The organism is Galbibacter marinus, from assembly GCF_000300875.1.
Classification (GTDB): Bacteria; Bacteroidota; Bacteroidia; order Flavobacteriales; family Flavobacteriaceae; genus Galbibacter; species Galbibacter marinus.
The window spans coordinates 35,892-50,162 of the sequence record NZ_AMSG01000008.1 but is presented as its reverse complement, the minus strand read 5'-3'; the positions used below and the strand labels follow the sequence as shown (position 1 = coordinate 50,162).

At 37.2% G+C, this 14,271-nt stretch carries 11 protein-coding genes; 9 read left to right on the top strand and 2 right to left on the bottom strand.

The features are described from left to right. The first annotated feature begins 153 nt into the window (after positions 1-153). Positions 154-591, top strand: coding sequence for a PepSY-like domain-containing protein (locus tag I215_RS07685; RefSeq protein ID WP_008991395.1), 438 nt, complete (start codon positions 154-156; stop codon positions 589-591). Between the two features lie 213 nt (positions 592-804). On the opposite strand, the gene I215_RS07680 is transcribed toward I215_RS07685, so the two are convergent. After that, positions 805-1,737 carry a sugar phosphate isomerase/epimerase family protein gene (locus I215_RS07680; RefSeq protein ID WP_008991394.1) on the bottom strand — a complete coding sequence of 311 codons (933 nt, stop codon included), beginning with the start codon at positions 1,735-1,737 and terminating at the stop codon, positions 805-807. 237 nt (positions 1,738-1,974) lie between these two features. On the opposite strand from I215_RS07680, the gene guaA reads away from it, so the two are divergent. The 3 genes from guaA to I215_RS07665 all read left to right on the top strand — a co-directional run bounded on the left by guaA (position 1,975) and on the right by I215_RS07665 (position 5,903). Then, positions 1,975-3,504, top strand: coding sequence for a glutamine-hydrolyzing GMP synthase (gene guaA / locus I215_RS07675; RefSeq protein ID WP_008991393.1), 1,530 nt, complete (start codon positions 1,975-1,977; stop codon positions 3,502-3,504). 76 nt (positions 3,505-3,580) lie between these two features. Beyond that, positions 3,581-5,542: an amino acid ABC transporter substrate-binding protein gene (locus tag I215_RS07670; RefSeq protein WP_008991392.1), complete on the top strand. Its 1,962-nt coding sequence runs from the start codon at positions 3,581-3,583 to the stop codon at positions 5,540-5,542. Continuing rightward, positions 5,499-5,903, top strand: a complete 405-nt coding sequence (locus I215_RS07665) for an OsmC family protein (RefSeq protein ID WP_040460005.1) — start codon at positions 5,499-5,501, stop codon at positions 5,901-5,903. Before I215_RS07670 ends, I215_RS07665 begins: the two co-directional genes overlap by 44 nt. A 14-nt stretch (positions 5,904-5,917) precedes the next feature. Here I215_RS07665 and I215_RS07660 read toward each other — a convergent pair whose 3' ends face one another. Further along, complete coding sequence (locus I215_RS07660; RefSeq protein ID WP_008991390.1) at positions 5,918-6,832, bottom strand: DUF6807 family protein; 915 nt, start codon at positions 6,830-6,832, stop codon at positions 5,918-5,920. A 276-nt stretch (positions 6,833-7,108) separates the two neighbouring features. Between I215_RS07660 and bshC the strand changes: the two genes are divergently transcribed. From bshC to yidC, 5 genes are all read left to right on the top strand, one after another. After that, a complete protein-coding gene (gene bshC, locus I215_RS07655) occupies positions 7,109-8,722 on the top strand; it encodes a bacillithiol biosynthesis cysteine-adding enzyme BshC (protein WP_008991389.1) in 1,614 nt (537 codons plus the stop codon). Positions 8,723-8,906: 184 nt separating this feature from the next. Then, positions 8,907-10,277: a pyridoxal phosphate-dependent decarboxylase family protein gene (locus I215_RS07650; protein ID WP_040460026.1), complete on the top strand. Its 1,371-nt coding sequence runs from the start codon at positions 8,907-8,909 to the stop codon at positions 10,275-10,277. Between the two features lies 1 nt (position 10,278). Further along, entirely contained in the window at positions 10,279-10,509 is a 231-nt protein-coding gene (locus tag I215_RS07645) for a DUF3820 family protein (protein ID WP_008991387.1), read from the top strand. A 115-nt stretch (positions 10,510-10,624) separates the two neighbouring features. Further along, complete coding sequence (locus I215_RS07640) at positions 10,625-12,241, top strand: CTP synthase (RefSeq protein ID WP_008991386.1); 1,617 nt, start codon at positions 10,625-10,627, stop codon at positions 12,239-12,241. A 97-nt stretch (positions 12,242-12,338) separates the two neighbouring features. Beyond that, entirely contained in the window at positions 12,339-14,225 is a 1,887-nt protein-coding gene (gene yidC, locus I215_RS07635; RefSeq protein ID WP_008991385.1) for a membrane protein insertase YidC, read from the top strand. Positions 14,226-14,271: the final 46 nt, after the last annotated feature.

Genomic DNA, 14,271 nt, shown 5'->3' with positions numbered 1-14,271 from the left:
TCCTAAATGATTCCAGAATTGAATTGTTAAATTGTAATGAATTTGAGAATGAGAGGTTTATCAAAGTAGTTTTTAAACTGTCTTTTAATTAGCATCTCATGAATTACAACATGAAATGAGTAAATAAAATAATTAATTTAAAATTTATTTATTATGAAAAAAGCAATTTTAACAGGAGTATTATCAGTATTCACATTTGGTTTTCTGCTTGCCCAAACTGGCATTGAGGAATTACCAGAGAGTGCGAAAGAATACATCGAACAGAAATTCCCATCGGAGAATATTACATTTGTAGAAAAAGACAAGGATTTGATGCCTTGGAACAATGATGATATGTATGAGGTTCACTTTTCGAGTGGACTAGAAATTGTGTTCAATAAAGATGGAGAAGTAACTGAAATTGAGGCCGCAAAAAATCAAAGTATCCCTGTAGAAGCACTTCCTTCAACAATAGTTTCATATGTGCAAGATAACTATGAGGCAGCTGGAATCAAGAGTTGGGATGTGGATGGTAAAGATCAAGATGTAGAATTGATCAATGGAGTTGACCTTGAATTTGATAAGAAAGGGAAGTTTCTAAGAGTTGACTAAATCGTGTGAATTTTAGTAGGGTCTTTTCAAATAACCATGGAGGGGGGCTTCACGGGCCACGTCTTTTTATTTATATACCTACTTCCCATCATTTCCTATCATTTAATAGGATTAGCTTAGAGCGTTTAAAACACCTTTACAGAAGGTGTGAAAAAAAAGATGGCAGAAGTTAAATCCTGCCATCCCTAAATGATTATCATAGTGAAATCGTTTCTATTTGAATCCGATTTCTTCAAGTCCTTTATGGCTTACATTAATTGCCTCTATAGGTGTTTGGTCAAAAGTCATGTCTTGTTCAACCATATAATATTCCATTCCCGATTGCTCTTTTTTAGCTAAAATTCTTCCAAAGTCAATGGTGCCTTCACCTACAGGGGCAAATTTACCTTCATCGTCCATGTCTTTAACATGCCATAGTTTAAAGCGTCCAGGATATTCCTCAAAGTAAGCAACTGGATCTGCACCAGTTTTGGTTACCCAAAAGAGATCCATTTGAAAATTGACATATTTTGGATCAGTGTTTTCAAGGAAATATTTAATTGGAACAATGTTATTTTCATTTGGCATGAATTCAAAATCGTGGTTGTGGTATAGTAATTGTAAACCAGCGTCTGCACATTTTTCACCGACAGTATTTAAAAAATCAACTACAAAATCCAAATCAGGGTCCATTCCCATGGTTTGCGTTTTTGAATCGAATTTAAAATGTCCCATAGGAGGAATGGGAATTACAAAATACTTAAAGCCTGCCGCTTTAGCATCTGCGATTTCTTTATCCGCATTGTCCAGCGTCGCACTTGACTGGTGTGTGCTAATTAGGTTAAGTCCTTTAGATTCCGCAAGCTGTTTAAATTCTTCAGGAGCCATACCATAATACATACCATCTTTATAACCTGCAGCTTCTAGGTTTTGATATCCAGCTTTTGCTACCTCTTCCAGGGTGCCAGCAACATCTTTCCCCATATCATCGCGTAAAGTGTAAAGCGCAATACCGCCAAATTGATCTTGGGTTGTTTGTGTAGTCTGCTCGACTGCAGGAGTCGCGTTTTCAGATTTTTTTTCTGTTTTCTCCTTGCAGGACATAACAGTGGTAACAGCCAACACCGTGGCGATGGCCGTAAGATTTTTTAGAATTGTTTTTTTCATGTTGATATTGGATAATAGTTAGTAATTCCAAAAGTAGGGAAATTGAGCCATACAAAAGTAATGGAGCACGATTTAATTTACTTGATTCTTTACTCAGGCCAGTATTGTTCTATCGTTTGCCTAAAATTTAACCGCCTAATAAGTAAGTTTAGACTTGTAAACATTTTGTAGAATTGAATGTTGAAAAAATACTCGTGTTAAGGCTTTCGAATTTCTTATTAAATAGTATTTTTGCGCATGCAAAACAACGTACTCATTTTAGACTTCGGTTCGCAGTTTACGCAACTTATCGCAAGACGCGTTAGAGAGCTAAATATCTTCTGCGAAATTTATCCATTCAACAATCCTCCAAAAGACATTTCACAATACAAGGCAGTGATTCTTTCTGGCAGCCCATTTTCAGTGCGATCAGAGGAAGCTCCACATCCTGATTTATCTCAAATAAGAGGGAAGCTGCCTACATTAGCGGTTTGTTATGGAGCACAATACATCGCTCATTTTAGTGGAGGGGAAGTAGCCCCTTCTGATACTAGGGAGTATGGCCGTGCTAAACTTTCTTTTATAGAAGAAAATGAAGTTTTCTTTGAAGAGATTCATACAGGCAGCCAAGTTTGGATGAGCCATAGTGATTCGATTAAAAAATTACCAGAAAACGGTGTTAAATTGGCAAGTACTGAGGATGTTCAGTTTGCTGCCTATAAGATAGAAGGAGAATCTACCTATGCCATTCAATTTCACCCTGAGGTATATCATACTACAGATGGGAAGCAGCTCTTAGAAAACTTCTTGGTTAAAATTGCAGGTGTTGCCCAGAGTTGGACCCCTGATAACTTTGTTGACATGACAGTTGCAGAGTTGAAAGAGAAGGTTGGAAATGACAAAGTTGTTCTTGGACTCTCTGGTGGAGTAGATTCCACTGTCGCCGCTGTTTTATTAAACAAAGCAATAGGGGATAATTTGTATTGTATTTTCGTGAATAATGGATTACTTCGAAAAAATGAATTCGAAAGTGTATTGAAGCAGTACGAGGGAATGGGGCTGAATGTTAAAGGGGTGGATGCTTCTAATCGATTCTTAAAAGAATTGGAAGGGCAGTCAGATCCTGAGCTCAAGCGTAAGGCAATTGGAAAAGTTTTTATTGAAGTTTTCGATGATGAGGCTCATGAAATTAATGATGTTAAATGGCTAGGACAAGGAACTATTTATCCTGATGTGATCGAGTCTATTTCAGTTAATGGTCCTTCTGCTACTATTAAAAGTCACCATAATGTAGGTGGACTTCCTGACTTTATGAAATTAAAAATTGTTGAGCCTTTAAGGATGTTGTTTAAGGATGAGGTTCGACGTGTGGGTGCTTCGATGAGTATTAATCCAGAATTATTAGGAAGGCATCCATTTCCTGGTCCTGGATTGGCTATCCGAATTCTTGGTGATATTACAGCGGAAAAAGTACGTATATTGCAAGAGGTTGATGCCATTTTTATAAATGGACTACGAAATGCTGGACTGTATGATAAAGTTTGGCAAGCAGGGGCGATATTATTGCCTGTTAATTCTGTGGGTGTTATGGGAGATGAACGTACCTATGAAAAGTGTGTAGCGCTAAGAGCTGTAGAGAGCACAGACGGTATGACCGCTGATTGGGTGAATTTACCTTATGAATTTTTACAAAAGGTGTCTAATGATATAATAAATAAGGTAAAAGGCGTTAATAGAGTAGTATACGATATTAGCTCGAAACCACCAGCAACTATAGAGTGGGAGTAATAACAAAAACATTTGTACTTTTGGATTTCCATGCTGTGACACCACGGTTGTTAATACAAAATTGAAACCAATTTATATGAATATCAATAAAATAGTCTTTGTCATATTGTTCTTTAGTTGTGTGAGCCTACATGCGCAAAAGTATGAAACACACGCAGTTAAACAAGGTGAGACTTTAGAGAGTATTGCCAAACATTATAGAGTAACTCCGTATTCTATTTTAAGTTTAAATCCAGAGGTAAAAGACGGGGTGAAGGCAAACACTATTCTTATTGTCCCATTAGCAGAGCAGCAAACAACTGGTGAACAACCCCAAACTGGGCAACCAGGAGAAGTGACACGCTTTATAACACATAAAGTAAATCGCAAAGAAACCCTTTATGGGATTTCTAAACAATACAATGTCAGTATCGATGATATTAAACGATACAATAAAGAATTATACAGCCAGCAATTAGACAGAAATCAAAAGATTAGAATACCTGTATATGCTTCCACCGGAATTACAGAAGGAGGTTTTGACAGATCAGATTTACTTCCTTATGTAGTTTCTCCTAAAGAAGGGCCTTGGAGAATTGCATACGAGCATGGAATTACAGTAGATTCTTTAAAGGTTCTAAACCCTGGAATGCAAGATGTTTTAAATCCAGGAGATACGCTTTGGGTTCCATTTGTTGCAGGAAATGAAAAGACACCTGTTCAGATTGAACAGTACAATTACTATACTGTTTTACCCAAAGAAGGATTCTATAGGCTAAAGGTGAAACTAGGTGTTACGCAGCAGGAGATTGAGAGCCTTAATCCTGAAGTTAGAGAAGGGGGGCTAAAAGTTGGAATGGTTTTAAAATTGCCAAAGGAAAAAACGGGTGATATGGCTATAAGTGATGGTCAATTAGTGGAGCGTTTTTCCTTATTAGATAGCTTGAATTACAACCAAACGACTCGCTTATCGTTGGTTCTACCTTTTAAACTTAATGATCTAGATTTTGACGAGCTCAAGAATAGCAAGGAAAAAATAACTAAAGACCGTTTAATGGGAATAGCTCTTGACTTCTATACTGGAGCCCTCATGGCGATAGATTCTGCAAAACAACTTGGTTTAACTGTGGATGTCAATGTAATCGACAGCCAGGCGGACGCGGGTAGAGTAAATCAAATCGCAACCAGCGGAGATTTATTAGGATCCGATGCTGTAATCGGGCCAATACTACCTGTTGGGTTTAATAGATTAACTACCTATTTAGGAGCATCTCAAACGCCGATATTCTCTCCTTTTTCGAATAAGGGAATCAACCTAGGTCCGAATGTATTTCAAACACTGCCAGCAGACAACTTGCTCAGAGAACGTATGTATACATTTCTTAGAGACTATGGAGTTGATAAGAACGTTATAATAATTGCGGATTTAAAAAGTGCTGCTATTAAAGCAAAACTTCAAACTATTTTTCCTGGAGCAAAAATTATAAATCCAATAGAAGATAAATTTATTCGTTTGGATGAGATAAATCCTTTTCTTTCTGCAGATAAACAAAATTGGGTGATCGTTGAAACTAACAGCATTCCATTACTGACCAATATTACAGGAGTAGTGAATTCAGCAAAGAATCAGGAACATGATATTGTATTGTTAACAACCTTTAGAGGGAGTGCTTACGATAGTGGCAATATATCCAACATGCACTTATCAAACCTTCAATTTCATTTCCCTTCCATGGATAAGATGTCCAATTTTGAAGGAGAGTTTAGTTTGGCTTATGAAAAGAAATATGGAATTACTCCAAATCGATACGCTACAAGAGGGTTTGACTTAACAATGGATGTTATTCTTAGACTTTCCTATAATAAGGACCTCAGTTTGGTGGCCTCTAGGGTAAGTGAAACAGAATACTTAGAAAATAAATTTGATTATGTACAGGTGCCCTCAGGTGGGTATATTAACCAAGCGGTATATATTGTCAAATACGAAAATTTAGAAATTAAAGATGCAGAAAAAAATGTCGACCTCGATAGTGACCTACTTGGGAGCGCTAAGAACTAAATGTGTTCACATAAAAAGTAGCAATTCTTTTATTACTGATGCACCAGTTGATAACAATGGTAAAGGGGAAGCCTTTTCTCCAACAGATACTGTTGCGACGGCTCTAGCTAGCTGTATGATGACCATTATGGGTATTAAGGCAAACGATCTAGATATTGACCTTACCGATACAACCGCCACTGTAACTAAGGTGATGGATACCAACCCGAGGAGGATATCAGAAATTAAAGTGATTTTTGATTTTCCCAGTGTTGCAGAGCAAAAACACAGAAAAATATTGGAAAACGCGGCTTTGACCTGTCCAGTATACTATAGCTTGCACCCAGATATAAAAAAGGATATTCAGTTTAACTGGAGATGAATCCAAAAAAGAATTTAAAATTCCTGCCACAAATCAAGTTCCTGTTCACTAGGTTTATTATTATAAACCACGATACGGTACTTAAGAATTGTTGGAGTATCACTTGATACGGAAACTAACTCAGCTCCTGGGTAAACAGGGTTCTGCATACTGTTTTCTGAGCGCAGTATCCATGAGTTGTTGGGCTCGGGGTTTGATTTACTAGCTACTACTAGAACCCCTAATTTTTGATCAGAATTAATCTTCCCATCCATTTGCATTCCACGACCAGCTTGAACTGCTTCGTTTCTAGGGGGGATAGATTCACCTAAGGAGGTAAATTTAATATCAGAAGGAAGTTTAAATCTGGTGGAGAATCCTCCGTAACCTTTAACGTCGTTTGATCCTCCAATTTGTACATCCTGAACAAGGGCTGTTAATGATATTTCGAAATCCAATATCCTATGGTTTTTTGTTCTTTGATATAAAGTGATTTTAGTGTGTTCTTCTATAAAAGGGAGCTGTTGTCCATCCTTACTGTAATTAGGAGATTTCCACTGTGTTTTAATTTGAAGTTGTAGGTTTTCTCCTATATTTTCTGAGGTTACTTTTTTTACATCCCAAAAGAAATCTTTGCACTCCCAAGAATCACCCATTGGTTTGCCTTGAACTAGCACTTGGTGCCATGCCCAAAATATCCCTCGATGGTGCCTATGGTCTTCGGGGAAATCCTCAGTTAGTACCTTACCTTGTAAATCAAATAAAGGATGGATGTAATTGGCACGGGGGTACTGATGGTCCAATGATTTGGTTTGTTTTTGAAAAAACATCACTTTTTGATTGGATTCGGTTATTAGAATACCTTGAGGGGTACTGTGTGCCTTGAATCCTTGAGCCATTCCCATAAAGGATAATAGGGAAATAATAATGGTAAACAATGCCGCTTTCATCTAACTTAGTTTAGAATATCAAGTAATGAAGTTAAACTTTTCCTATAATTTTATGCGATAATAGAGAAAAAATTTAAGGATACTTATCTTTAATATTTTTCTAGAGTTAATTCTAGAATTGAAATTTGTTTACTTTTGAGACATAATGTTAAATTTTGGGAACTAAAATTCAAATTAAATTAAGCCTGGGGTAAGTTCTCATTTTAGTAAACGACTTAAAACTATAAAATTTAAGAACTCTGTGCATTAGCAAAGCGAGATATTTTAAAACATACTATGCCAACATCCTATTTATCTTTTCCACAAACAAATTATTTTTCAAAGCTTATATGTGACTACCTTGATCAGAAACAGGAGTTAAAACCTTTTTATAATCGATTTCCACATCTTGAAAATTTTGCAGATCAACTAAAGGAAAAGAAAGAGTCGTTTACCCAGGAAAATAGAAAGGTGTTAAGCAGTGTCTTACAGAGGCAATATCAAGGCTTTCAAACATCAAGTGCCACTATTGCGAATATCACGGCTTTAGAGGATGAAGATACTTTTACAGTAGTTACTGGGCATCAATTAAATTTATTCACAGGCCCGCTTTATTTTCTTTACAAAATTGTAAGTACCATAAATCTTTGTAAAGAGTTACAACAGCAACATCCTAACAACTGTTTTGTTCCTGTGTACTGGATGGCGAGTGAGGATCACGATTTTGAAGAAATTAACTTTTTTAATTTCAATGGTAAGAAATTTCAATGGCAGGGCCCGGGTACAAATCAGCAAGGCGGTATGGTGGGGGCATATCCCACTGAAGGATTAGATTGCGTGTTGGAGCTATTCTCATCAGAGCTCGGAAAGGGAATACAAGCACAAGCGCTGGTGGATTTATTTCATAATGCATATATCGAGCATGACAATTTAGCGGATGCTACTCGCTATATCGTTAACCAATTATTTTCTGAGCAAGGGCTGGTTATTTTGGATGCATCGGATAAGGCGTTAAAGCGTCTTTTTATTCCACATATGAGACAAGAGCTATTTGAGTCTACATCACAAAACACTGTCGAAGAAACTATCTCAGAATTAAACAATGTAGATTCTTCATATAAGATACAAGTGAATCCAAGAGCGATAAACCTGTTTTATCTACAAACAGGCAAGAGGGAGCGCATTATAGAAACAGAAAATGGTTTTGGAGTCAACAATACTGATATCATTTGGAGCCATCAAGAATTGGAAGAGCACCTTACTAATTACCCTGAACGATTCTCACCCAATGTTATGACTAGGCCATTGTATCAGGAAGTGATTTTGCCTAACCTTTGTTATATCGGAGGTGGAGGAGAAATTGCCTATTGGTTGGAACTCAAAGGATTTTTTGACTCTCAAAAGGTGCCATTTCCAATGTTGCTTCTTAGAAATTCTGCATTAATTATTTCTGAGAAACAGTCCAATAAGCTCGAGAAATTGAACATCAGTGACAAGCAGCTTTTTTTAGATAAGAATTCCTTTATAAATAGTAAAATAAGAGAAATTAGCAATATTGATATTGATTTCAGTAAACAAAAAAAACATCTAACGGAGCAATTCCAGGAAATGTACAAAATCGCCGAACAAACTGATAAGACGTTTTTAGGTGCAGTGAAAGCCCAAGAAATTAAACAACTTAGAGGACTTGACCGTTTGGAAAAACGCTTGTTAAAAGCCCAAAAGAAAAAACTATCAGACCAGGTACTAAGATTAACTGCACTTCAAAATGAGCTGTTTCCCAACGGTAGCTTACAAGAACGAACTGATAATTTTTCAAATTTATACGTGCAGTATGGACCGCTATTTATTAAACTTCTATTGGAAGAGCTAGATCCATTGCGCGCTGAGTTTGTCCTGATCCGAATTTAAATATACAAACTCTGTAATTTACTTTCCATATTATTGCCATTCGAATTAAGGTACTTTTCTTAGTGACTCAAACTCAGGTGGTAAGTGTTCTCTGTTTTGCTTTCTAGATTTTTTTCTTGGAACCATGGAGGTAATTTTAATGGAAAAACAGTTCAAAAGGCTACCTTTGCTCAAAATAGTGTTTATGTACGATATTGACATGGAAAGCGTAGAAATGACTCTTGATGTCATGAAATACGTTTTAAATAGAATTACCTCAGTATCTCCAGAGCTGGGACATCCTAAATCAGAAGAAGAATTAAGAGCCTTGGTAGGTGAGACCATCACCGAAGAAGGAATAGGCGGGGAGCGGGCTTTTCAATTGTTTAAAGATGTTTTGATTAAGGCTACTGTCCCTATCGATCATCCAAGACATTTGGCATTTGTTCCTGCTTCACCCACTAGAGCTTCAATCATGTTTGATTTAGTGACCTCTGCATCGAGTATTCATGGGGCGTATTGGATGGAAGGTGCAGGAGGCATATTTTGTGAGATGGAGGCTATGAAATGGTTGGTGTCTTTAACCGGACTTCCTCAAGGTGCTTTTGGCGTTTTTACAAGTGGAGGTACCGCAGCGAATTTGTCAGCTATGGTTACTGCACGTGAAAATTGGCGAAAAAACCCAGAGAATATTGGTCAAAAAGGATTGATGATTACCTCTGTCGGAGCCCATTCATCTATAAAATCTATGGCTAAGGTCATTGATGCTGATGTACTGTTGGTAGAGACAGAAGACAGAATGAGTCAAGAGGACTTAAAAGAAAAAATCGATAGCCTTAGCCCTGAACAACGCAAACGACTATTTGCAGTTGTTGCAACGGGAGGAACCACCAACGCAGGGATCATTGACGATTTAGATGGTGTTGCAGGTATTTGTGAGGCTGAGAATCTTTGGTTTCATGTGGATGCCGCTTATGGAGGAGGAGCATTGGCTGCTGATTCTGTTCGACATTTGTTCCATGGAATTGAAAGAGCTGATAGTATCACTATTGATCCTCATAAATGGTTATTTTCACCTTATGATTGTGGAGCGATTATCTATAAGAACCCAGAACTGGCAAAAGAAGCCCATTCTCAAGAAGGTTCTTATTTAGAGATATTTAAGGACCCTGGAGCACATGGCTTTAACCCTTCTGATTATCAAATTCAGTTAACACGTAGAGTTCGAGGATTACCTCTTTGGTTTTCTTTAGCGATGCACGGTACTGATAAGTATAAATCATCAGTGGAGCAGGGTATAAGTTTAGCACAACTTGCAGGGGAACTCATAAAAGAGAATCCAAACGTAGAGTTAGTAAGAGAACCTAGTTTATCTTGTGTGCTCTTTAGAAGAAAGGGATGGACTCCTGATGACTACCGTAACTGGACCTATAAAAATCACCGAGAAGGATTTGCGCTGGTAACCCCTACCAAATGGAGGACTGCTGATGACTTTGAAACTATAGCTAGATTTTGTTTTATAAACCCAGATACTACAAAGGAGGATGTTTTGGCGATTCTAAATTCCATGGACTAGGATGAATACCCTTGAAAATAGAACATTTTTGATCCAACTTGCAAAGGCTAAAATGCCTTTTGGAAAGTATAAAGATTATCATTTAGTGGATATTCCCGAATATTACTATGTGTGGTTTAAACAAAAAGGATTCCCAAAGGGAAAATTAGGACAACAACTTGAGGCCATGTACGAAATTAAAGTAAATGGCCTTGAGGACCTCATTAGAAATATTAAAAACCAAATGCGCTGACTTTAGGATAAAATCAAATCCCTTTAAAAGTGTTTATTTAATTCTTATTTGTATTTTTGCCGCGACTATTTCGGTTATCCTTATTAAAGCATTTAAAATCAATTAAGTAGATATAATGGCAGCTACCAAATACATTTTTGTGACCGGTGGAGTTACTTCTTCATTAGGTAAAGGAATTATTGCAGCATCGTTGGCAAAATTATTACAAGCCCGAGGCTACAAAGCAACGATTCAAAAACTTGATCCATACATTAATGTAGACCCAGGAACTTTGAATCCATATGAACATGGAGAATGCTATGTAACGGACGATGGAGCTGAAACGGATTTAGATCTTGGCCATTATGAGCGCTTTTTAAATGTAAACACCTCACAGGCTAATAATGTGACCACTGGGCGTATCTACCAAAGTGTCATAGAGAAAGAGCGTAGAGGAGAATTTTTGGGGAAAACAGTTCAGGTCGTTCCACATATTACAAACGAAATCAAGGAGCGCATTCAGATTTTAGGAAAGAGTGGAGAATACGATATCGTTATTACAGAAATAGGTGGAACAGTAGGTGATATTGAATCCTTGCCATATATAGAGTCAGTAAGACAATTGATGTGGGAGCTAGGTGATAATAATAGCATCGTAATTCACCTTACTTTGGTGCCGTATCTATCTGCTGCAGGTGAACTAAAAACTAAACCTACGCAACACTCCGTTAAAACATTAATGGAGAGCGGAATAAAGGCGGATATTTTGGTATGCCGTACCGAGCACGAACTCTCTGAGGATTTAAGGGAGAAATTAGCCTTGTTTTGTAATGTGAAACCAGAGGCGGTAATCCAGTCAATAGACGCTTCTACCATTTACGACGTTCCAAATTATATGTTGGAGGAAGGGCTTGATAAGGTAGTTTTGAAAAAATTGAACCTAGAAGAAAGAGCACATCCAGATCTAGAGCGTTGGAATCAATTTCTAGGCCGTCACAAAAATCCTAAGCACGAAGTACACATTGGTCTTGTAGGCAAATACGTCGAGCTACAGGATAGTTATAAATCCATTCTTGAGTCCTTTATTCATGCTGGAGCAGAAAATGAAGTTAAAGTCAAGGTGGAATACATACATTCAGAGCACATCACCCAAGATATTCTTGAAAACAAGATTGCACATTTAGATGGTGTACTTGTGGCACCAGGATTTGGGGAAAGAGGTATCGAAGGTAAAATAGAAGTGATAGAATATGTACGAACTCATAAAATTCCATTTTTAGGGATTTGTTTAGGGATGCAGATGGCGGTAATTGAATTTGCTAGAAATGTCCTTGAACTTAAAGACGCCAATTCTACCGAAATGAACCCCAATACTTCCAATCCTGTTATTGATCTTATGGAAGAGCAAAAGAACATCACTCACATGGGAGGGACGATGAGATTAGGGGCATGGGATTGTGCTATAGAAGAGGGAACTTTAGCCTACCAAGTATACGGATCAACGCTAATATCAGAGAGACATAGACACCGTTATGAGTTCAACGATACCTATAAAGAACAAATTGAGGCTGCTGGTTTAAAAGCTAGTGGTGTTAATCCTGACACTGGACTTGTTGAGGTAATTGAGATACCTGATCATCCATGGTTTTTAGGAGTGCAATACCATCCAGAATACAAAAGTACAGTTGCGAGTCCTCACCCTTTATTTGTAGCTTTTGTTAAAGCTACTTTGGATTATAAAAATAGGAAGTAAAATAAATGTCACTTTGACATACAACAAGCATTTGGATACATCTTTGAGTACACTAGATTCGGAGTATTCCAAATAAAAAATTTAATGATTAGATTACATGGAAGAAAAAAAGTTTGACCTAAACTCTATTATTGGTTTTGTGCTTATAGGTGCTATACTTATATGGGTGTTGTATAATAACGCACCGACAGATCAGGAGATTCAAGCTGAAAAAGCTAAACAAGAACAAGTTGATACTCAGCAGCAGGCCAGTAAAAATAATGTATTAACTGAGCAAACTCCACAAGTGAACCTGCAAGATTCTACTGCTCTTGCTGCATATAAAGGTAGTTTGGGGTCTTTTGCTTATTCCGCATCACTACCTTCAGCTACTGAAAATTTGACAACACTTGAGAATGAAAAGGTGCGCTTTAAGGTAAGCAATAAAGGTGGCCAAATTGTTGAAGTTCTTTTGAAAAACTTTAGTCGCTATGATTCTGTTCCTGTGTATCTTGTAGAGAATGGCAATGCATCTTTTAATTTGACCTTTTCAACTACAAACAACAGAACACTCAATACTCAAGATTTATACTTTGAACCTAGTTTGACTCAAAATGGAGAGGCTCAAGTACTTTCCATGAAACTCAAGGCATCCAATAACCAATATTTGGAGTACCGATACGAACTAAAGCCAGGAGAATATATGATGGATTATACGATCCGTTCTCAGGGACTATCTAATGTATTAAACGGTTCACAACCAGTACAACTGAACTGGAAACAAAAATCGATCCGTCAAAGTCAAAGTATTCAATACGAGAATCGTTATACGCGTTTGTCCTTTTTAGAAGAGGGCAACAGCAATAAACTGTCTCAAGGAGGAGATGATGATGACACAGCTAAGGATGTAAAATGGATTTCTTATAGACAACACTTCTTTAGTTCCATTTTAATTAATCCTAATGAATTTTCAAACGTTAGTTTTACTTCAGAACAATTGTTTGAAGATGAGTCTATTGAAGAGAAGTTTACCAAGCTTTACACCTCAAGTCTTCCTCTGGAAATACAAGCAGGAGAGCTGAATTCTAATTTAAAATGGTACTACGGCCCAACAGATGCTAGAATTTTTAACGATTATAAAGGGCTTCAACTCTCTGATTCTATTCCATTTGGATGGGGAATCTTTGGATTCATTAACAAACATGTTTTTACTCCACTATTTGGATTTTTAAGTACAGTTTTTCCTTATGGTATAGCCATTATTGTGATGACCATTCTGGTTCGAATTGTGCTTTCACCGGTGACCTACAAATCGTATTTGTCACAGGCTAAAATGAAAGTGCTGCGTCCGGAGATAAAGGAGATTAATGATAAGTATAAGGACAACGCAATGAAGCGTCAGCAGGAGACTATGAAGCTTTATGGTAAAGCAGGAGTAAGTCCAATGAGTGGATGTGTTCCCGCCTTACTTCAGCTACCAGTTTTCTACGCGCTGTTCATGTTCTTCCCAACAGCTATTATGTTAAGACATAAACCCTTTCTATGGGCAGATGATCTTTCTTCTTATGATATTGTTTACAAATTCCCTGATGGGTTCAGCATACCTTTCTATGGAGACCACGTTAGTTTGTTTCCTGTCTTGGCTTCGGTTGCAATTTTCTTTTACATGAAAATGACTACTGGTCAACAGCAGGCTATGCAACAACCTACTCAAGAAGGGATGCCTGATATGAGCAGCATCATGAAAATCATGATTTACATCTCTCCGATAATGATGTTGTTTTTCTTTAATAACTATGCTAGTGGATTGAGTTTGTATTACTTCATTTCTAACTTGATTACAATTGTTATAATGCTTGTGATTAAGAATTATATCATAGATGAGGATAAGATACATGATAAGATTCAAGAGAATAAGAAAAAGCCTAAAAAAGAAAATCGTTTCCAACGTAAAATGCGTGAGATGATGGAGCAGGCGGAAACGCAACAGAAAAAGAAAAAATAAATACGCCAGTTTAGTTGCACCTTTAGGTGGACTAAAAAAACATATA